The sequence below is a fragment of the Shewanella sp. genome, from assembly GCF_047975355.1.
GTDB lineage: Bacteria > Pseudomonadota > Gammaproteobacteria > Enterobacterales > Shewanellaceae > Shewanella.
Genome location: NZ_JBKEDJ010000028.1, coordinates 35,976 through 57,704 on the forward strand (window position 1 = coordinate 35,976; position 21,729 = coordinate 57,704).

Genomic DNA, 21,729 nt, shown 5'->3' on the forward strand with positions numbered 1-21,729 from the left:
TGGGGAGTAGAGCCTATGTCTAATGTACGTTATATCAGTAATTTAACTCGTGAAACCTATGCATTGATTTTGGCTGGTGGCCGAGGCTCGCGTTTACATGAACTCACCGACTGGCGCGCCAAACCCGCGCTGTATTTCGGGGGCAAGTTTAGGATCATCGATTTTCCGCTGTCGAATTGCATCAACTCGGGGATCCGCCGCGTTGGGGTAGTGACCCAATATAAGTCGCACTCGTTAATTCGCCACGTGATGCGTGGTTGGGGCCACTTTAAAAAGGAATTAGGTGAGTCGGTGGAAATTTTACCTGCCTCACAACGTTACTCTGAGAATTGGTATCAAGGCACGGCCGACGCGGTATTCCAAAATATCGACATCATCCGCCATGAGTTGCCTAAGTATGTGATGGTACTCTCGGGTGACCATGTGTATCGCATGGATTACGCTGGCTTACTGGCCGCCCATGCCGAGTCCGGCGCCGATATGACAGTCTCCTGCCTCGAAGTGCCCGTGGCAGAAGCGGCGGGTGCATTTGGGGTGATGGAAGTCGATGACGAGATGCGCATCCTAGGATTTGAAGAAAAGCCCAAACATCCTAAACACTCCCCTGGCAATCCCGAGAAGTGCCTCGCCTCGATGGGGAACTATGTGTTTAACACTGAGTTTTTGTTCGAACAGTTGAAGAAAGATGCGCAAAACGCCAATTCCGATCGCGATTTTGGCAAAGACATTATTCCCTCGATCATCGAAAAACATAAAGTGTTTGCCTATCCCTTTAAGAGCGCCTTCCCCAACGAGCAAGCCTACTGGCGCGATGTGGGCACCTTGGATTCCTTCTGGCAGGCCAATATGGAATTGTTATCGCCAACGCCTGCTTTAAACCTATACGATGCCAAATGGCCGATTTGGACTTATCAGGAGCAATTGCCCCCCGCCAAGTTTGTGTTCGACGATGACGATAGACGCGGTATGGCGGTGGATTCGATTATTTCCGGCGGCTGCATTATCTCGGGCGCGACCGTGCGCCGCAGCGTATTGTTTAACGAGGTGCGGGTCTGTTCCTACTCTGTGGTTGAGGATTCGGTAGTACTGCCCGATGTGGTGGTGCTGCGCCATTGTAAGATTAAAAACGCCATCATCGACAGGGGCTGCATCATCCCCGAAGGCACAGTGATCGGTTATAACCATGACCATGACAGGGCAAAAGGCTTTAGGGTGTCCGAGAAAGGCATCACCTTAGTCACCCGCGATATGCTGGGGCTGCCGGTGGGCTACGAGTAAGGCCAAGCCGATAATTTGCTTGAATATTAACCCTGTTGGAGTATGAAGTTAGGTGAAACGCATATTAATGGTCGCCGCGGAAAATGGGGCGCTTAAAGGCGCAAAAGTGGGCGGTATGGCGGATGTGATACGTGACTTGCCCCAAGCCCTCGCTGGTGTTGAGATCCAAGCCGATGTCATTATGCCAAGCTACGGATTTTTAACGGGTCTTGGGGCAAAACTTACTCATGAGTTCGAGGTGAGTTTTGCCGGGCGTAATGAACCGATTAAGCTGTATTGGTTGGCGCATCCTAAGGTTGAGGGCGCCAATATTTACTTGCTCGAACATGGACTGTGGCAATCGAGCCCCGGGCAGATTTATAGCCAAGGCACGAATGATCGCCCCTTTGCCGATGATGCGACTAAGTTTGCACTTTTGTGTGCAACCGTAGCCAAAGCCTTAGTGACTGGGTTTGTGCCTATGCCTCAGCTTTTACATCTGCACGACTGGCATACGGGATGTTTAGCCATGCTGCGGGCGCTGGCGCCTGAGTATCATGCATTGCAAAGCATAGAATGTGTGTTTTCGATTCATAATCTTGCGCTGCAGGGGATAAGGCCGCTCAGCCATGATACCTCAAGCTTTGCGGCTTGGTTTCCTCACTTATTTACTCAGTTAGATGAAAGCCAACGCGCCCAGATTATCGACCCCCGTTATCCCCATTGCATCAATCCGATGCGGATGGGGATCATTCTGGCTGGGAAAGTTCATTTAGTCTCACCGACCTATGCCAAGGAGGTATTGCTTCCCTCTCGTCCCGAATTGGGCTTCTTCGGTGGCGAAGGGCTAGAAGCCGATTTGCAACACAAAGCCGAGCAGGGGCGGGTGCTTGGTATTTTAAACGGTTGTGAATACCCCGAGGCTTTAAGTAAAAGATCCCTAAAACGCATGGGATTAACTGAGTTTAGGGCGTTACTAGGGGGTATCGAGTCGGCTTTAGTCCAGTGGCAGGGAGCTAAGAGTCAGGTCAGTGGCGTCGATATGATTGCCTTTACTCGACTGCAGGCGCTGTGGCGTCAAGCCTCATCGGGAGAGTTCCCAGCATTTTTGCTGACGTCGGTTGGTCGGCTTACCGATCAAAAGGTATTGATCCTGCGCCATATTTTGCCTTCGGGGTTATCCGTATTAGAGACACTACTCTTGCAATTACAACAGATGCAGCCCAAGGCACTGTTTGTGATGCTTGGCAGTGGTGACCCAGAGATAGGGCAATTTTTTCAAACCCTTGCTGCTAAGTATGCCCATTTTGTGTTTTTACAGGGATACCATGAGGAGCTGTCCCTGAGTCTTTATCAGCACGGAGACTTGTTTTTAATGCCAAGTTCCTTTGAGCCATGCGGCATAAGCCAGATGCTTGCTATGCGTTGCGGTCAGCCTTGCCTAGTACACGGCGTTGGTGGATTACAAGATACGGTCGAGGACAATATCGATGGCTTTGTGTTTTATGGCGAAGATACTAGGCATCAGGGCGTGGCCTTGCTGGTAAAACTTGCCGAAGCGCTGGTAAAATTTGACGGCAGCGACTGGACGCAATTAAAACGTAAGGCGAAAGCGCGGCGCTTCGAATGGCATGACATAGCACTTGAATACAAGAAACATCTCTACAACATTTTGTGAGTTACCCCTTGTAATTAGATCATGATTTGTAAGCGATTCTGCTACACTTGTGAGGGATAGTTTTATGTAAGATAAACCGTTTCCTCATTTTTGGAGTTGCTTCCACATTCATGGATAAAAGCATTTTCTTACCCTTAGTACAAAATGCGGCGTTATTGCTCGCTCTCGTGTTTTTGTACGATGCTATTCCTAAAAAGCATCAGCGACAGTATTTTCTTCTGTGGCGGTTGGGGATCGGATTACTCATAGGTGGCATAGGTGTCACTATCATGAGTACCCCATGGATGTACGAACCCGGTATTATCTTCGACACTCGCTCAGTGCTTTTATGTGTCACCGGCCTTTTTTTTGGTGGTTTGCCCACTGTGGTGGCGGTAATTATTACCGGTATTTACCGGATCAGTATTGGTGGCGCGGCCATGTGGGTCGGTCTTGGCGTCATTATGTCCTCGGGCTTGATTGGCGTGATATGGCGTCAATACCGTAAGTCCTATCTTGCCAATATCTCGGGTAGAGAAATCTTCAGTTTTGCCTTTGTGGTGCACATAGTGATGCTGTTGTGGTTTTTCCTGCTGCCGAGCAATGTCGCCATTCCCTTGCTGCAAAAAATCATGTTACCCGTGTTAACCATATATCCCCTCGCGACTTGGTTACTGAGTCGCTTGCTCTCCCGCCGTTTTGAGCTGGAGCGTGACGAGCAGATCCGCCTTCAGGATGATTTTCTGTTCCGCAGCCAGTTTAATGTCGGCAATATCGGGATTGCGATTACAGATATAGATCAAAAGTGGATCAAGGTGAACCCAAGACTGTGCCAGATGCTGAAATACTCAGAGGATGAGTTATTGCATATGACCTGGAAACAACTTACCCATCCCGACGATATTGAGGCGGACATAGTCAAGTTTGAGTTAATGCTGGCGGGCAAAATTGATAACTATGAAATGGATAAGCGCTTTATCGCCAAAGATAATTCAGTTGTTTATACCCATATGACGGTGGCCTGTAAGCGTGCGAGTCATAATGTGTTATTGGTGATTGCAGGCTATTTGGATGTCACGGCGCAAACCCTAGCCGATAGGGAAGTGCTCGCTAGCCGTGAGCAACTTGAGCTGGTATTGAGTAGTAGCGATCTCGGTGTGTGGGATTGGGATATCCGCAATGACCATATTGAGCGCAATGCCCGCAGCGCCGATATTTTAGGTTGTGACATCGACACGCTCAATGCCAATAGCCGCCAGTGGATGGACTCGATAGTGGCCGAAGATAGACCCAAGGTGCTGCATTCTATCGAAGCCCATATTCGCGGGGAAACGCCACAACATAAGATGGAATATCGCTTAAAAACCCTCAATCGTGATATCCGCTGGATTTTAGATACTGGCAAGGTCGTGAGCCGTGATGCCGATAACAATGCTTTGAGAATGTGCGGTACCTATACCGATATTACTGAGGCTAAGTTGATTGAAGAATCCCTAAAGCTCTCGGCACTGGTGTATGACAACAGCTCTGAGGCCATGAGTGTACTCGATGAAACGGGCATTATCATCACAGTCAACGCGGCCTTTACCGAGATCACTGGCTATAGTGAATCGGAAATTCGTGGGCAGCATATTCGCATGCTTTACTGCGATCTCAACGGCCACGGCTTTTATACCGAGATGAATAATGAAATCCGCGAAAAAGGCCAGTGGCAGGGGGAAATGCGCCAACGACGTAAAAACAATGAGGAATACGTTATTTGGCTAACCATAAACACCATTAACGATAAAGATGGCCAACCTTATCGCCGTGTGGCGCTGTTTTCCGATATCACGGATAAAAAGCACAGTGAGCATCTGATTTGGAAACAGGCTAACTACGATACGCTCACGGGCTTGCCGAATCGGCGTATGTTGCTCGAGTATTTGGGCGCCGAAATCAAGAGTGCCGACCGTAATCGCAATCACTTTGCCTTGATGTTCCTCGATCTGGATTACTTTAAAGAAGTGAACGACACCCTAGGCCATGCCATGGGGGATCTGTTACTTATCGAAACCGCCAATCGCTTGAAATCCTGTGTGCGGGATGCCGATGTGGTGGCGCGACTCGGCGGCGATGAATTTACTGTCGTGCTCAGTGCTATGGCGGATCATAAGGGGATTGAACGGGTCGCCGAACATATTTTAAGGCGCATTGCCGAGCCTTATGTGCTCGGGGAGGAAACCGCCTATATCAGTGCCAGCATCGGGATTACCCTTTATCCCGATGATGCAACCAGCATCGAAGGGCTACTCAAACATGCGGATCAGGCCATGTATGCGGCGAAAGATCAGGGCCGCAATCGTTTCAACTACTTCACTCCTTCGATGCAGGAATATGCCAAGTATCGGATGCGCTTAATCCAAGATTTACGCCAAGCGGTTGTTAACAAAGAGTTTGAACTGCATTATCAACCCATAGTGACTATGGGGACTGGCGAGGTGCTTAAGGCCGAGGCGTTATTGCGTTGGTTCCACCCCGAACGGGGGCAGGTTTCACCGGCGGAATTTATTCCCGTTGCGGAAGATACTGGGCTGATTGTTGAGATTGGTAACTGGGTATTTGAGCAAGCGGCACGCCAAAGTGCTCAGTGGCGCAAAACCTTTGGAATCGAGATCCAGATCAGCGTTAACAAGTCCCCTATCCAGTTTCGGGACGAGGGCACCTTGCTGCACAATTGGCTCGAATTACTCCAGAAATTAGATGTCACCGGCACGGGCGTGTGCGTCGAAATTACCGAAGGGTTACTCCTCGATGCCAGTATGGGCGTCACCGAAAAACTCCTCGCCTATCGGGATGCTGGCGTGCAAGTTTCCTTAGATGACTTCGGCACAGGCTATTCATCACTGGCGTATTTGAAAAAATTCGATATCGACTATTTGAAAATTGATCAATCTTTCACCCGCCATATCGATACCGATGAAAGCGACCAAACCCTGTGCGAGGCGATTATCGTAATGGCCCATAAATTAGGAATGAAGGTCATTGCAGAAGGGGTCGAAACCGAGGCGCAGCGCCAAGTATTGCTCAATGCGGGGTGCGACTACGGACAGGGCTATTTATTTTCTAAACCCGTGACAGCGACTGAGTTTGCGAACCAGTATTTACTCAAAGAGGCGTAGTGACTCACCCTGTTTCGCAATAGTCTTTCGTTTGTGCCTATAAATGTAGCGCAAATTTTGCTAGACTCCGCGGCCCAGTTTAAGGGCATGATGCAGAAATCAACAATCTTGAAGAACATGATTTATCATCTCTTCGATTCTTCTCTTTTCTGCTGCGCATTTAGCAAATCCTATCGACTAACACCTAAGAGTTCCTATGAAATTTGACACACTCGGCTTATCTTCCCCCATTTTGAATGCGATAACTGAGTGTGGCTATCAGCAACTCACGCAAGTGCAGCAGCAGGTGATCCCCTTAGCACTCGAGGGGAAGGACATTATGGCCTGCGCCCAAACGGGAACGGGCAAAACTGCCTCTTTTGCTTTACCCGTTCTCGAGCAACTGTCAAAGCAGTCAAATGATAAGCCTTTGCTTAGGGCGCTGGTGATGACGCCGACCCGTGAGCTGGCGATTCAAGTTTGCGCTAATATTCAAAAATACAGTCAGTTCTTACCCCTGAAAACCTTAGCGGTTTATGGCGGTGCGAATATGAATCCCCAGCGCAAAGGGGTGGAGCAAGGCGTCGATATTCTCGTCGCGACGCCGGGGCGATTATTCGACATTATTGGCCAGTTCAATTTAGATCTGTCCACTGTGACCACCTTAGTGATCGACGAAGCGGACCGCATGCTCGATTTAGGCTTTGTGCGCGACATTGAAAAGGTGAAGCGCCTTATTGCGACAGAGCACCAAACCATGTTGTTTTCAGCCACCTATAGCGATGCGGTGAAGCAACTCTCCCATAAGATGCTCAATCAACCCGAGTGGGTCAATGTGGCCGAAAATGCCACTGCATCCACAGTTGAACAGCTCGTTTATCGAGTCGATAAACGCCGTAAGGCCGAGTTATTGTCCGAGTTAGTGGGGCGCAACAATTGGCGTCAAGTACTGGTGTTTGCTAGTACCAAGGAATGCGCCGAGCATTTATTGCAGGAATTAACCTTAGATGGGATCAGTGCTGGCGTCTTCCACGGGGACAAGACCCAAGGTGCACGTAATCGTGTGCTCGAAGATTTTAAAGCGAGCAAACTGCGGGTGCTGGTGGCGACGGATGTCGCCGCGCGTGGGTTAGATATTCAGGCACTGCCTTTAGTGATTAACCTAGAGCTGCCTTTCCTAGCAGAAGATTATGTTCACCGTATTGGCCGTACTGGTCGTGCGGGACTCTCGGGCCGCGCGATTTCATTTGTCTCCCCCGCAGACGATGAGATGCTGGCCGAGATTGAAGCCTTAATCGGACAAACTTTGCCTGTCACTGTGCAACCTGGTTATGAAGAAGGCACGCCGCTGCCCGCGCGCTACCGTGATGCACCTGCGGCAACCACTAAGACCAAATGGAGTTATAAAGCGCCAAAGGATCGGACTATTGGCAAAGCAAGTTCTGCCGGAAAGTCGAGTGAGAGCCAAGCCCGTGCCCGAAAATCCCCATCCCGCGAAGGTAAGTATTCAAAGGATAAGGCGAAATTTAGCTCATCTCAGACTCCGCTCTCTCGTGGAAAGCCCCAGAGTGGCAATAAACTAAAAAAGTGATGGGTTTATCACTGCATCAGCGCGCCTAAGGCGCGCTTTTTGTTGAGCTTTAAAGGGATAATCCCTACACTCGAATGCCCTCAATTCTGTTCGTTGCCATGAGAGTGTCGTCCATGATAGTCAAAGCCATTCCCACTAATATCATCACAGGTTTTTTAGGCGTAGGTAAAACCAGCCTTATTAAGCAACTCCTCAAGACCAAACCCGAGGGAGAAACCTGGGCGGTATTAGTGAATGAGTTTGGTGAGGTCGGTATTGATGCCGGGCTGATGGATGCCAGCGATAGCGGCGTACAAATCCGCGAAGTAGCTGGTGGCTGTATGTGCTGCGCCGCGGGCGTGCCTACTCAAGTGGCCATTAACCAACTGATTGCCCGCGCTAAGCCCGATAGATTGCTGATTGAGCCGACGGGGCTGGGTCATCCCAATGAAATTATCAAAGTGCTCAGCGCGCCCCATTATCACAATGTGATCAGCTTGCGTAGCACCCTATGCCTTATTGATGCCCGTAAATTAAGGGATGAACGCTACCGTGGGCACGATAATTTTATCCAGCAGTTGCAAGTCGCCGATGTGATAGTCACGACGAAAACCGATTTATACCCCGAGTTTGAAGCGGCGCAGGGCGGGCAATTAGCGGACGAATTAATAGAATATCTCAATGAGTTACAGCTGAGTCATACCTTGGTACTTGAGCATAGTGCATCACAGGAATTATCCGCATCCTTACTTGAATCACTCAGGCAACCCAGACGTCAATTCGCTAAGACATCGAGTAGCAAGTCCGCGGCTTTTAAGCCTATAAGTTCGTCTTCGAGTCTCTTGCGTCTTACCGCCGACACTATAGGCCAACAGGGGATTTTTGCCGGGGACGCCAGCAGGCAAGGATTTAGGTTCGATGCGCGCGGCATAGTGCGTAAACACAATCAGGGCGAAGGTTGTTTTAGCTGCGGCTGGGTATTTGAGCCGATGCAGGAATTTGATTTTGATAAATTGCTGCAGTTTATTGCGATGCAGACGCAGGCCAATTCGATGCTACTAAGGTTAAAGGCAGTGATGATCACCAGCGATGGCATTGCGGGGATCAATTGGAGCGATGGCGACATGGCGGTCACTGAGTTGGACGATAGCCTAGACTCGCGCTTAGAAATGATTGCGACCCAAGAGATGAATTGGGATGAGGTTGAACAGGCATTAATTGGCTGTTTAGTGGTTTAGTCCAACGAGATGGTGCTTAAGCATCAAGCTAATCACATTATTTAAGGCGCTAAGCTAAGAGGTGTAAGTTTAGAGACTGGCGCTAGTTGGTGAGCTGAGTGTCGGGAATCGATACTCCACGAGCCTTGGCAAGGCTAGCCAGTTCGCCGCTTTGCACCATGTCCTGCATAAATAGGTCGAAACTTTCCTGAAGCGGTTGAAATTGTGAGTATTTCGGAAAAGCCATAAAACCATCTTGTGTATCAATCGTGGGTGAAATTGGCGCAATAGCCTGTGGGATCTTGATTTGAGCTAGTAGTGCCTGGGTGTTGCGGATATTACTGGCGAGTAGGTCGAGATCGCCACGGGATAAGCGTTCAATACCACTCTTAAGATCAGAAAATTCATTGATTGTGAGCGACCTGGTGCGCTCGTTAAACAAATAGCCGTAACTCCAGCCTTGCATTTTACCAATTCTAAGCCCACGAATACTGTCGTAGTTGCCGTCCCAAGGTAAGGGATTATCGGTTCTGGCGTAAAAAACGATGTCATCACGGTAAAAGGCGAGGGAGGAAAAGGCTAAGATTTTTTGCCGTGCCTCGGAAATATAGGGGCCAATCAGAATATCCGCTTGCCCTCGTTCGACCATGGATTGGGCGCGGCGCCAAGGTGCAATTTGATAGTGAATGGTTACTTTTTGCTTTTCGGCAAAGCGATTCAGAATATCGACACCTAAACCACTGTATTCGCCATTGGCGTTCTGTTCAAAAATCTGACTAAAAGAGGTGCCAACGGCAAGAAGTTCCTCCGCCTCCGCTTGTGGGCAGAGGCTAGCGAGGATAAAAAGGCTGTAAGAGATAAGCACTTTTCTAAATGCCATTGACGGTTCCTTTATGACTACTATAGGAATTTAGTTCAATTTTGAGGCGGTGAGTTGTTAAACATCCTTTTTCCGCAATCTTGGCAAATTGTACACCGATTTTTATTCTTATTCGCAGCTTGTAAAGAGAGGTAATGGGATAAGAATATTCCCTTAAATGGAAGATAAACAAATAAATTCATTAGTGTTTTGCTTGTTTTTACTCTGGTTATACCTGTTTCAATTTGTATCTGTTTAATTCTGGGCATGGATCTACGACGCGGATATTCAGGCAGGCTCAAGCTATCTGAGGTATGCTGCGCCGCCATGCGTTTTTTTCGATAAGAAGTGAGCCGATGAAGTTACAGCAAGTAGATAAAACGATTTACCGTAGCAATATGAACCTGTTTATGGTGGCCTTGGTATTAGGCTTGATTGTGTTATCCCTAAGCTTTGGGGCGGGATTGATTGCGCTCTTTGGCGTAGAGGCTGTGCCCGGTGAGCCGACGGGGAATTTCCATTGGAATCTACTCGGGGTGATTCTGGCGGTGTTGCTCTGTAGCGCCATAGTGTATCAGCTTAAGACTCAGCCCTTTTTTAAAGAAATCTATTACGTCTGGCAGTTAAAGCAGCTGCAAAATCGCATTTATCGTAAGTTGAGTAAAATCCGGGCAGCGGCGGCGAATAATGATATAAACGCCTTGATTACAATGCTGTTTTACTTCACCAGTTTACGCCAAGTCTATCAGCTGGATGATAATACCTTGACCTTATCCACCGTCGATAAGGAACTGACAGAGTTGCAAACACAGTGCGACGCCTTGGGATTAACCCTGTCGGCCGAGCAATTTGAGGTCGAATTCTTAGCGGGCTTTTAGTGGCTTTAGTCAAGCATCCAATAAAAAAGTGAGTGTTTGCACACTCACTTTTTAGATTTAGGATATTGGGGTTTGATATCGCCCCTAAAAAATTAATCCACTAATGCGCTGCTTGTTGCGCCCGTTGCTGCGACAGTAACCACTTACCATAGATATAAATCCCTACAGCCGAAATGGTGCCGATCGCGGCGATAATATACCAAGCCATACCGATATTATGGCTGTGATACAGCAGCTGAGTCAGGTCGTTGGCGTTTTCGCCAGTAAAACTGACTAAGGTAGTAAAAGCTTCCCCTTGCGGGATAGCATTCACATCCGCCGAACTCATGCCTCGCTCGAGTAATAACTCGCGTGAGAACAACTCTTTAGAGGCGAAAATCTCATAGAGTTTAGGGCCGAAATAGCCTTCTAAGCCCCAACCAATCCCTTGCGGTAGCATCACAAAGCCAAGGTACATGGCTTTTTTACCTTCGGGGGCAATGTTACCCATAAACTCGTTCTTCTTTGGGCTTATCATCATTTCGCCAATCGAGAACATGGCGATAGCGAACACGATAAACCAAGCGGCATGGAAGGCGCCGATAAACACAAAGGCCAAGATACTCAGTAAACAACCAATTAGCATGGCGGTTGTGATGCGGTATTTGGCGGTCAGGGCGGCAATTAAAAAGCAGCTGGTCATAATTAGGCCCGCATTGAGGTTAAGCATGCCCTCGGGCATTACCTTAGTGCCTTCGTTATTTAACCCGAGCCAGAATTGTAAAATGCCGTTGCTGGTGCCTTCGCTGCCAAACAGGCTGGTCACAATCACGCTAGTATCGACCCACTCCGAAATATGGATGGGCAGTACGTCGAATAGGGAGTTATACAGGAACCAAAAGCCTGCAAACACCAGCATGTAATAAATCACGATAGGCTTTTTCAGTTCATGCCAAGCATCGCGCCATAGGGCTTCTTGCTTAACTTCACCGGATTTAATTTGTTGATTACGGGCGATACGCTCGGCCTTGCCTGGCTCGGTATACGTCAATAAAAACAGGAAGTTTAGCGAGATAATCGCGGCGCAAGCATAAAACACATTATCCCAAGAAAGCTGGCGCATATGTACGGCAACGAGTGGCCCTAAGAAGCCACCGATATTCACCACTTGGTAAAATATCCCCCAAGCCATGGAGGTGTTATTGCGATTGGTGGAGAGCACTAAGGTGCCTTGAATACCGGGTTTAAAGATACCTGTACCGATGGCGAGTAACAGTGCTCCCGATAAAAAGCCCCAAAAGGTCGGGAAGAACGCCATAGTCAGGTAGCCTATGATTTTAATCACGGTAGAGGCAAAAATGGTTTCCTTGTAACCGACCCGGTCGGAAATCCCGCCAGTAAAGACAGGTACAAAGGTCTGCATAATGGCCCAGAGCGAAATAATGATGCCATAGTCGCTGAGGCTAATCCCAAGACCGCCAGCTGATTCGGGGGCTTTGGCGTATAAGCCCGCACTGGCTTTGACGCCGTAATAGGCGATACGTTCGACCAGCTCCATGCCGCCCACTAACCAAAAAATATAACTTAGGCTAGTGATGGAGGCCCACATGCCTAACTGCTTGACTTCGCGCAGATCATTCTCTGCATTTGGACTACTGTGACTCATGTCCTTCCCTTTATTATTGTTATTGAATTTAATGCCGCTAATTTGTTATTAATTAGATGATTAGCTAAATTATTTCGGCAAGTAATACCTAGATAATTAACCTATTTCGGGCAATTTAAACCTACACTTTACCTAATTAAGGGTTAAATACCAAAAAAGTAGTGAAAAATGATGACTTTCGCCACATCTGTTATTGAGTGGTAGCGAATTTGTCGCCATGGATGGGTAAAAGTGTCTGGTGGTAAGGTATTGTGCTGATTAGTTTTTGTTACAACTCTATCCCGTTAAACGCGATTGGTATTAAGGTAAAATTTAGGTACAATCCACTGCCGCATTTTTGTTCATCATTCTATTTATCTAAGTGAATACCGCCAGAACAATCTGAGTGCGCACCCTGCCTTTATTTTTGTGAGATTAGGTTATGACTGCTATTTCCCATAGCGCAACGGATCAACGCCTGCTGCAAGAGCCGATTTCTAAGCTTTTCTGGCGCTATACCATTCCAACGATTGCTTCCATGTTGGTGACAGGGGTGTATGTCACCATTGATGGTATCTTCGTTGGTCATTATCTCGGTGAAACTGGATTGGCGGGCATGATGTTGGCCTATCCCGTGGGCGCGATTCTCTATGCAGTTGGCGCCATGATAGGCATGGGCAGCGCGGCGTTAGTTTCGATTAACTTAGGGCAAGGTAATGTCGCCAAGGCGCGTAAGTTGCTCGGCAACGCCTTTAGCTTGTGTTTACTGGCGGGGGCATTTTTTGCCTTAGTCGGCGGGATCTTTTCTCGGGATATTTTAATTGCCCTCGGCGCCGAGGGAGAGATACTCGAAAACGCTAACGAATACCTGTTCTGGTATTTTGCCTTATGTCATTTCCCTATTATTTCAATGGCATTTACCACCTTGCTGCGTAACGATGGTCGTCCGTCTATGGTGACCTTTGTGCTGATTTTAGGTGGTGTGCTGAACACCTTTTTAGATTGGCTGTTTATTGTGGTGTTTCCCTTCGGCTTGGCTGGGGCGGCGATTGCCACCATGTTGTCCCAGGCCGTGACTGGTTTACTCTGCCTGCAGCATTTTTTTGGGGCGCGCACGCAGCTCAAAATCAATCTTGAGCAGATGAAGCTAAAGCTCGACAACTGCCTCAATATTGCCCGTGTTGGCCTGCCAAGCTTTTTGATGAACCTGTATTTGTCGATTGTATTGACCCTGCATAACACCGCATTTTTATGGGTCGGTGGTCCTCTGCATGTGGCGGCATACGGGGTTGTGAGTTACACCGAAGCGTTTTTCTATCTGATTTTTGAAGGCATTGCCCTCGGTACTCAACCGATTTACAGCTTTAATGCGGGGGCAGGGCGTTTCGACAGGGTTAAGCAGGCACGCAATATCGCCTTTGGCATGACCTTACTCACAGCGGCACTCGGTTTAGTGTTGATTTATTCCCGCCCCGAATGGTTGGTGTACTTATTTGCCGGTGATAACCCAAGCTTAACGCCCGTCGCGATTGAAGGCATGCGTTGGTATTTCTGGGGCTTACCGATGGAAGGCTTGATTTTAGTTGGCGCGAGTTTCTTCCAAGCGATTAATTGTGCCAAACAGGCATCGATTCTCACTGGGGTGAAATTGCTACTGATCGCCGCCATTATCTATTGCTTTGCTTGGGCGTTTGGGGTGATTGGTGTGTGGGTGTCGCTCGCGACCTGTAGCACTATGCTGGTGATTTGGATGTTTATCGCTATGGGGCGGCTCGAAGTTAACGCTAAAGCCAAAGCCTAATACTGTTTGGCATTATCTTTATGCTTGAAACCGACTTAATACTAGCGTGTCGGCATGCGCTCTGATACATTTCGCTGGTTTAATCCCAGCTTAAAATTAGCGCAGTTTTTAGCGTGTTTTTTGTCACAAAAATACGGCTGCTGACTGACGGTAAAAGCGTGTGGATAGGATAGAATTCTGGGCCGTTTAGGCTCGTCGTTTGTTATTTATGTTTTATGAGGCTCTTATGCGCACCGCTGCAGTCATCTCAATGCTGTTGTTTGGCGTGTTAACCAGTGTTAATGCCAGTGCCAAGGATAATGAGCTAGTGTTTGCTAGCGATTTTGAGGGTAACCGCTTATCCCAACCTTGGTCTTGGATCATGGGCTGCCAATTTGAGGGCGCAGAGCCCCACAGTGGTGAGAGCGCATTGTTATGTGCCGAAGGCAATAGCAGCATTGTCAGTAAATTCCCTGTCTCCGAAGCGGGTCTGTTGGAGTTTTGGGTCAAGACACAAAATATCCAAACCCAATACCGGATTAATGTACTCACATCGCCCGTATTAAAACTGGATGCTCAGTGGCAGCATGTGGCGCTTATTGATATCACCCCTGCAACTACCGAATATTTGGCCCACAGGGTGTCGATTGACGACCCGAGCCGCCAGTATATTCGCCTCGATATCGAATCCATCAATGGCCCCATCAGTTTGGATGACTTAACCCTAGATAAAATTCGCCTCGATATTGCACTGCAAAAAAACGAGCAAAAAATCATTGGCGGCATTTTAGATAAGCTTAAAGAAGACAAAAACTACGAGGTTCAGGCCGAATCCTTTAGAACCCTGGGCAAAAACTATGCCGCCCAGCTCGAAAGCCAAAGACAGTACCTCGAATATTCCAATGCGATTTATTCGAGCATCACCTTCGTATTGGCGACCTCTGAACGTAATAAAATGTCTAACCCATTGGGTTATAACACCTTTAGGTCGGTCTTGACCGATGCTAAGCGGGTGGCGTCGCCCATTCAGCAAGCGCGTTTAGGCTCTATGGTTAAACCCTTTGGTGATTTAGCCACCGCCACCTTAAATGTGGTGAGCGCAGGCGCTTATTCGGCGTTTGCCGAACCCTTTAAATCTTTCCTCGCGGCAACCTTTGACCGTTCAAACTATGACAACAGCGACTTAAGCCGCAGTGATAAAAAGTTTGCCGAGGAAAATGGCCTTAAGATCTATCAGCAGGCCGAACGTTTTATGGCTGAAATCGAGAAAGAGCTGCAACAGGTTACGGCGCTCGATAATGATTTAGTTAGTATGCAGAAGAACTTAGATTATTTCCGTAAGGATTTAGATAAGCATCTGCGCAGCTACCTGCAACACGCCAGTATTGCCCGCACCCCTGAAAATTACAGTAAGGTGATGAGCAAAGATGAGCAGACACGGGCGCAAATTATGGCTGACGTCAATGCCAATATCAGCGCCAAGGCAGAAGCCTTATTAGCTGCGAACAGCAATGCCGAGCTAGTGCAATATATGATTAAAACCACTGAAAAAATGGATGAGTTTCAGGAGTTTAAAGAACGCTTTAACCAAATTACTTCGGCCATGTTAACCTTCTACGACCGTTTTGAGCGCTCGATTGCCGCCGAGCAAAATCCCTTCACCGATCCAAGCGATAGGGCGGTATGGGAACAACATGCCCAAAGTGCACGCAACTATATTCGTCAATCGAAGGAAGCCTTTACTAAGGCCTTTATGTAGTGGGATGCTTATCGCTAAGTGGCAGTAACAGACTAAAATCATGAGGCTTTCGATTTTAGCTTTGGGGTTATTAAGGATATAACAGGACGTCAGAATCATATTCTGTTCGTAGGCAAGGATGATGAGTCAACCCTATACAAGCACTCGATTTGACACAGATACCGCCACAATGGCGGTCTTCGACCCCGCGGCATTAGTCCATCGCTGCGAAGATACGGCCGATTGGTGGTCAGTGCCAAGTGATGAAATTTCAGAAATCAATCAAGGCCATGTGTTATTTGTCGGACTCGGTGCCGATGGCTGTTATGAGGTCGATATTTTCCACAAGCTAGGGGAGGCGGGACTCAGCGGGAATTATCTCAGTGCAAACTTAACCGTATTGTCTGGGTGTTTATATATAGGCGCCGCGGAGCAAGTGCCAGCAGGAGATTTAGGTCCTGAAACGACCCATGGCGGCGCATTAATTTATGCAATGAGAGGCAATATTGAGGTTAGAGTCTATCGACTGACTCCCAACAAACTGGTAGTGGAATATGAGTCAACCTCGGAAGAGGCACTAAACGAGTTTACTTCGAGTCCATCGCTTTAAGCACATGCTGTCTACCCTAACTCCCCATCCAATAGAAAAGCCGCCCAACTGAGGCGGCTTTTTGTAAGTGTTATAGATCATTATTCCAAAGGATGTTCGGGTCACTATTGACGGCTCTTACCATTAGGTTCTATCGGTTATTTTTTCTGAACATATTGCTGTAAAACTGCTAACATAGATGCGCCCGATAAGCCGATCATCAGGGCGCCATTTACAGCCTCTATTGGACCTAATAATTTCCATTTTTCGCTCATCACAATATCGCCATAACCTAAGGTCGCGAAGTTGACCCCTGAGTGGTAAATGGCTTGATGCAGGTTATCGAACTCGCCTAAAAACAGAAACAAGCTGCCCCAAGCGACAATCTGTAAAAGATTGCCTAGTATCACAATCGTTGTGATGCCAAACAGGCCTAATACCCCTGCAGTTAAACTTTCGTGGTCCCGTACCCGCTTTTTGTAAAAACGGATACACCACATAGTGGCAAGAGATTGGAGTAACATATTGATTAATATGATGGGTAAGCCAACCACTAATGCTGATAACATTTTATTCTCCAACAGGGGCTTCTGCGGCGGGCCGACCAGCGGGCCATCGCTGCTCGAGTACCATAAAACAGAGCCAACCATATCCAGCGACTAACAAATACAGACCGCAGCGCATCGCGGCGGCTAACCATACATCTTTACCATTCGCGCTGTCGGCAATCGCAGGCCCAAATAAGATGAGGGCGGTGATCCAACTATTACTCCAAAACGAAGGAGGAAAGCCCGTTGGTACTAATTGGATAAGCCGTTGTGCCAGCCATATCGTCATTAGGCTAAGTAGAAGAATAAGCATTAAGAGCGAAGGCCAAATGCTTAATCCCATCCACAACGCGAATGCCAGTAGGGCGCCCATTAGGGTGGATAACACCAGCTCTTTACCCGCTTGCTTTGCATTCAGCAGGGTACTTTGTTGTGCCAGCATCACAGTCTTCATCACCGCGGGGATATAAAACGCCGGATCGCTGAGTGCGAGTAACCACACAGGGATGACAATAATCGTGGCGCGTAGGGCCAGTCTTTTGGGGTGTTCTGGTGGGGATAGCACTGGTTGTTCTGCGGCGGTTAAGGGGGCGGGGGGGAAAAGGGCATGGGCGATGCCATTAACTAAAGTGCCAATTAATACCCCGACAGCTATCAACTGTGCAATAGCGAGTGCCAATGCTTGCTCCATTAATCCCGCCACAGGAATGAGCGTAATGGCCATCGTCAGTAACATGGCGAGTACGCCTTTGCCTGTGACCGACATGAGCATCAAGTAGTACAGCAGTAAGGCCACTAAAAGCACTGCGGCCTGGGTGTAATAACTCAGTAGGGGGACTAACAATATGCCCGCAGTCATGATTAGCGATAGGAGCGCGCCGCCGATAATGCCCTTTTTTAAACTCAGAGCCTCACCGGGGCGGCATAATATGACCCATGCCATAATACAACCAAGATGTGGCATAGGTAGCCCTAAACCAAAACACACAAACACCGTTAATGCGGTGCCTAGGCTAATTCTGAGTACTGCGCTGTCGGCGTGATGCATGTCTGGCCTCAATACAGGTATGAGAAGAGACTCATGATCCGGATATAGAGGGCGCCGAGTGGGTTCATGAGGCTATGTTCTTCGGTATACACCAAAATATCCGCTTGACCTCCAACTCGTAAGCTCGCCGCTGGCGGCATATCGTCCGATGAGAACGACACTTTAACCGGGAATCGCTGCGCTTGCCTGAGCCAATCGCGGCTATTGCTGACCGTTGGCAGTGAACCTACAGCCTGCTTTTTACCATCGTCGACCCCATAGCCGATACTGCGTATTTGTCCATGAAAAAGCTGTCCTGGCATGCTGTCGAGCAGGATAGCGACGCTGTCACCCACTTGAATATTACCTAGGTTGTTTTCGGTTAACTCCGCTGAAATCCACACATCATGAATGGCAATAAGGGTCATCGCTGGGGCGCCAGCGTTGATAAACTGCCCCACGTCGGTATTTAAGTCTGTGATAACGCCGCGACTTGGCGCGACGACATGGGTATTTTGCCTATCACGCTCGGCTTTGTTCACCGCCGAGCGGGCACTTAATAGTTGTGAGTTGTTTTCGCCATTAACACCAGCGGCCTCAATGGCACGTCTGACATCGGCCTCGGCGGCCGTTACTTGACTACTGGCGGTTTCTCGCGATGCTTGCGCAATTTCGAGTCGGCGTACCGAAATGGCGCCAGGGTCCTGGCGATAGAGACGCTCTTGTCGCTCAGCATCTTTAACTGCGTTACTGTAAGAGGCCCGCATCGCTTGTAATTTTGCTTCTGCCGCTTTAACACCCTCGTTATTGGCTTTAACGCTATTTAACACAGTTTCATAGTCAGATTTTGCTTTAGCAAGCGCAATATCATAGGGCTCTGGATCGATATCAAATAAGGGATCGCCCTCGGCAACATCCTGATTATCTTTTACATACACTTTTAAGATCTGCCCGGTGACTTCAGTTGCAATCGGCACCACAAAGGCTTGAACCCTCGCCTGCGAACTATAGGGAGTCATTCTGTCGGCCAAAAGATACCAGAACAGCAAGATTACTATTGTTGCCAGAAGGCCAAGGGTGGCATATTTGCTGGCCTTTCCTGGAGTCGCTGTACTGTCAGTCATTCACAATTCCCTTTTGAATAGTCGATGTTGGCTGAGCATCTGCTGGAGTGCCAGCTTTGGGCTGATTCGCATCGAACTGCTTGTTATCGAGATGCGGCAGCCATTCATCACGCTTACGAAACTTTTTATCTACCTCTGAGCTCACCAGCGGGCGTTGTCGCCCTTGCTCCCATCCACCGCCAAGCGCTTTGTAGAGGGTGATGAGATTGCCTATATGGGCGCCGCGACTGTTAACGAGCCGTTCTTGTTGGCTAAAGAGGGCACGCTGCGAATCGAGCACGCGTTGGAAATCTGCCATGCCTTCACGATATTGAGTGTTGGCAATTTCGAGTGAACGACTCGCGGCTTCACCTGTTTGAGTCAGCAAGGTAATTTCGGTTGCGCTGTTGGCATAAGCAATGGCAGCATCATCGACTTCCCGCGCCGCTTTAAACACTGTCTCACGGTAGAGTTCGTGTAATTGCTCAAAGCGTGCATCTTCCACTAGGATTTGGTTGGTTAATCTACCGCTGTCGAGAATATTCCAGCTAATCGATGGACCCACACCCCAAGAGAAAATGCTGTGACCGCTGCCCGTGGCATTTAGTCCTAGCGTGCCAGCCAAGGTGATAGAGGGATACAGATCGCTCTCGGCAATGCCAATCAGCCCTGATTGGGTGGCGAGTTGCCGCTCGGCGGTTCTTACGTCTGGACGCCGACGCAATAAATCTGCAGGCATCTCAGTGACTAATGCCAATTGCCCCTGTGGGATCACGCCTGTATTGCTCGCCATCTCGGGTAATGGCCCCGGCGCTCTTGCCAGTAGCGTGCTTAGGGCATTTTGGCTTTGGCGCAGATTTGTCTCTAATGTCGGAATCGTCGAGAGTGTGCTTAAATACTGAGTCTTGGCTTGTTGCACGTCCAGCTCGGCAGTATTACCGCTGCGAAACTGATGCTGAGTGATTTCTAAGCTACGTTTTTGGATTTGCGCATTTTCATGGGCAATTTGCAGCCGCGCCTCTAGGGTGCGAATGGTTACGTACAGCTGCGCCACCTGAGCAATCATCAACACTTGTACATCGTCATATTGGGCTATGGTGGCAAAGTAGTTTGCATCGGCAGACTCGATACTGCGCTGGAATTTACCCCAAAAATCCAGTTCCCAGCCAAGATTGAATGCCGCGCCGTAACTGCTGCCTGAAGTACTGTTGCCACTTTCGGTTTGGCCTGCGCCAATCCATTGGGCTGTGGCCTGGGTTAACTGGGGATTTTTAAGGCTTTCAGCGATACCTAATTGTGCTTGCGCTTCGAGTATGCGTAATCCTGCTATTCGAACATCCGGATTTTTCAGCAAGGCTTCGTCAATCAGACTGCTAAGCGCAGGATCGTTAAGTTGCGACCACCATTGTTGATAATCGCTGGCTGCTGGCGCCGCGCTAAATAACTGCGAACTGGCGTTCTGCCATGTTTGGATCTCTGGCACATCGGGCTGTTGATAGTCTGGGCCTAACACAGTACAGCCGTTGAGCAGAGCACAGGCCCCGCCTAACAGTAGGCGGGGAAACAAGCGATCAATTGCCATCTTGCTCTCTCAACGAATCTTCAAGACCTTCGTCCACCCATGCCATAAATATGCGGTAGCCGATAGACAGGAGTGTGGCGCCAATAAACATCCCTAAGATACCGCTGGTAGCCATGCCGCCTAAGGCGCCGATGAGTACCACTGGCATGGGAGCATCGACTCCGCGGCCGAGGAAAATAGGTTTGAGCACGTTATCCACCGCACCCGCAAGAATTAGCAACACTGTATAGATGATGCTGCCTACCGTGCCGTTGTCACCCGCCATCCAGATATAAGCTATCGCTGGAAGCGTCACTAATAGCGCGGGAACTTGTGCAATCCCTAACACTAAGACCAAGATAAAGAAGATACCCACCAAGGGGATACCTGCGACGGTCATAACAATACCGACCAGCAGTGCCTGAATAAAGGCAACACCTATAACCCCAAGCGCCACGGCACGAATAGTAGAAGAGCAGATATTGACCAGTTTGGCGCCGCGCTCAGGGCCGGCTATCCGAGTGGCAATACGAGTCGAACTTTGTGCACCGGCGCGGCCATAGGCCATCATGATGCCTGCGATGATGAAGGAAAACATACTCATCAACAGACTGCCACTGATGCTGGCTAACGCATGAATGACTTGTTTGGCAGCATCGCCTAAGTGCGGTTGTAAACTTTTGACTAACGAGGGTAAATCGGTCGATGCTTTCTGCCAAAAGTCATAAATTTTTGCTCCAACAAAGGGAATATTGGCAATGCTTTCCTTTGGTGCAGGAACTTCAAGGGTGTTTTGATTGACGCGCTCAACCAAGCTACCCATATTATCGGTCATGGAACTGACCATCATAATAGTTGGTAACACTAGTAGCATTAACCCTAAAACAATCAATAATGTAGCGGCTCGCCCTTGCTTATCACTCAGACGTTTAGCGATACGTTGATGAAAGGGATAAATGACCACGGCTAAAATCACTGCCCAAAGCATTATATTTAAAAACGGGGAGAAGATGGTGTAGCAGAAGGACGCTAGTGCTAGGAGCATGCCAAACTTGATAAACATGTCCAAAAACTTAGTGACGATACGATTTTCAACCGCGATTAATTCGTTGTTTTCCATTCCGTTGTTACCTCAACGAGTTATAAACCTATAACTGGAATCATCTGTATTTCTACAGAGC

Annotated in this window: 16 protein-coding genes; 9 read left to right on the forward strand and 7 right to left on the reverse strand. The window is 48.5% G+C overall.

Annotation, left to right across the window (positions count from 1 at the left end):
• Positions 1-15 precede the first annotated feature (15 nt).
• From glgC to ACK5NH_RS09620, 5 genes are all read left to right on the forward strand, one after another.
• The gene (gene glgC, locus ACK5NH_RS09600; protein WP_011717793.1) at positions 16-1,278 is read left to right on the forward strand and encodes a glucose-1-phosphate adenylyltransferase; all 1,263 of its coding nucleotides are present in this window, start codon (positions 16-18) and stop codon (positions 1,276-1,278) included.
• Positions 1,279-1,345: 67 nt separating this feature from the next.
• Entirely contained in the window at positions 1,346-2,935 is a 1,590-nt protein-coding gene (locus tag ACK5NH_RS09605; RefSeq protein WP_416919720.1) for a glycogen/starch synthase, read from the forward strand.
• Between the two features lie 110 nt (positions 2,936-3,045).
• Positions 3,046-6,075: an EAL domain-containing protein gene (locus ACK5NH_RS09610; protein WP_416919558.1), complete on the forward strand. Its 3,030-nt coding sequence runs from the start codon at positions 3,046-3,048 to the stop codon at positions 6,073-6,075.
• A gap of 196 nt (positions 6,076-6,271) precedes the next feature.
• Positions 6,272-7,645, forward strand: coding sequence for a DEAD/DEAH box helicase (locus ACK5NH_RS09615; RefSeq protein WP_416919560.1), 1,374 nt, complete (start codon positions 6,272-6,274; stop codon positions 7,643-7,645).
• Positions 7,646-7,758: 113 nt separating this feature from the next.
• On the forward strand, positions 7,759-8,862 hold the full coding sequence (locus tag ACK5NH_RS09620; RefSeq protein ID WP_416919562.1) for a CobW family GTP-binding protein: 1,104 nt from the start codon (positions 7,759-7,761) through the stop codon (positions 8,860-8,862).
• A gap of 82 nt (positions 8,863-8,944) precedes the next feature.
• Here the strand turns inward: ACK5NH_RS09620 and ACK5NH_RS09625 are convergent, their stop codons facing one another.
• Entirely contained in the window at positions 8,945-9,721 is a 777-nt protein-coding gene (locus tag ACK5NH_RS09625) for a substrate-binding periplasmic protein (RefSeq protein ID WP_416919564.1), read from the reverse strand.
• A 335-nt stretch (positions 9,722-10,056) separates the two neighbouring features.
• On the opposite strand from ACK5NH_RS09625, the gene ACK5NH_RS09630 reads away from it, so the two are divergent.
• On the forward strand, positions 10,057-10,578 hold the full coding sequence (locus tag ACK5NH_RS09630; protein WP_416919566.1) for a DUF3087 domain-containing protein: 522 nt from the start codon (positions 10,057-10,059) through the stop codon (positions 10,576-10,578).
• Between the two features lie 100 nt (positions 10,579-10,678).
• On the opposite strand, the gene ACK5NH_RS09635 is transcribed toward ACK5NH_RS09630, so the two are convergent.
• Positions 10,679-12,223: an MFS transporter gene (locus tag ACK5NH_RS09635; RefSeq protein WP_416919568.1), complete on the reverse strand. Its 1,545-nt coding sequence runs from the start codon at positions 12,221-12,223 to the stop codon at positions 10,679-10,681.
• Between the two features lie 421 nt (positions 12,224-12,644).
• Between ACK5NH_RS09635 and ACK5NH_RS09640 the strand changes: the two genes are divergently transcribed.
• From ACK5NH_RS09640 to ACK5NH_RS09650, 3 genes are all read left to right on the forward strand, one after another.
• Positions 12,645-14,003: an MATE family efflux transporter gene (locus ACK5NH_RS09640; RefSeq protein WP_416919570.1), complete on the forward strand. Its 1,359-nt coding sequence runs from the start codon at positions 12,645-12,647 to the stop codon at positions 14,001-14,003.
• Positions 14,004-14,229: 226 nt separating this feature from the next.
• Positions 14,230-15,741 (forward strand): BAR domain-like protein A BdpA, encoded by a 1,512-nt coding sequence (gene bdpA / locus ACK5NH_RS09645; protein WP_416919572.1) that lies wholly within the window; start codon positions 14,230-14,232, stop codon positions 15,739-15,741.
• 121 nt (positions 15,742-15,862) lie between these two features.
• The gene (locus tag ACK5NH_RS09650) at positions 15,863-16,330 is read left to right on the forward strand and encodes a DUF6386 family protein (RefSeq protein WP_416919574.1); all 468 of its coding nucleotides are present in this window, start codon (positions 15,863-15,865) and stop codon (positions 16,328-16,330) included.
• A gap of 137 nt (positions 16,331-16,467) precedes the next feature.
• Here the strand turns inward: ACK5NH_RS09650 and ACK5NH_RS09655 are convergent, their stop codons facing one another.
• Genes ACK5NH_RS09655 through ACK5NH_RS09675 form a run of 5 tightly spaced genes read right to left on the reverse strand, consistent with a single transcriptional unit; the run spans position 16,468 to position 21,668 of the window.
• On the reverse strand, positions 16,468-16,878 hold the full coding sequence (locus ACK5NH_RS09655) for an ion channel (protein ID WP_416919576.1): 411 nt from the start codon (positions 16,876-16,878) through the stop codon (positions 16,468-16,470).
• Position 16,879: 1 nt separating this feature from the next.
• Positions 16,880-17,905, reverse strand: coding sequence for a DUF2955 domain-containing protein (locus ACK5NH_RS09660; RefSeq protein ID WP_416919578.1), 1,026 nt, complete (start codon positions 17,903-17,905; stop codon positions 16,880-16,882).
• A gap of 8 nt (positions 17,906-17,913) precedes the next feature.
• Positions 17,914-19,008 carry an HlyD family secretion protein gene (locus tag ACK5NH_RS09665; RefSeq protein WP_416919580.1) on the reverse strand — a complete coding sequence of 365 codons (1,095 nt, stop codon included), beginning with the start codon at positions 19,006-19,008 and terminating at the stop codon, positions 17,914-17,916.
• Positions 19,001-20,569 carry an efflux transporter outer membrane subunit gene (locus ACK5NH_RS09670; protein WP_416919582.1) on the reverse strand — a complete coding sequence of 523 codons (1,569 nt, stop codon included), beginning with the start codon at positions 20,567-20,569 and terminating at the stop codon, positions 19,001-19,003. The genes ACK5NH_RS09665 and ACK5NH_RS09670 overlap by 8 nt, the downstream gene beginning before the upstream one ends.
• On the reverse strand, positions 20,559-21,668 hold the full coding sequence (locus ACK5NH_RS09675) for an AI-2E family transporter (protein WP_416919584.1): 1,110 nt from the start codon (positions 21,666-21,668) through the stop codon (positions 20,559-20,561). Before ACK5NH_RS09675 ends, ACK5NH_RS09670 begins: the two co-directional genes overlap by 11 nt.
• Between the last annotated feature and the right edge of the window lie 61 nt (positions 21,669-21,729).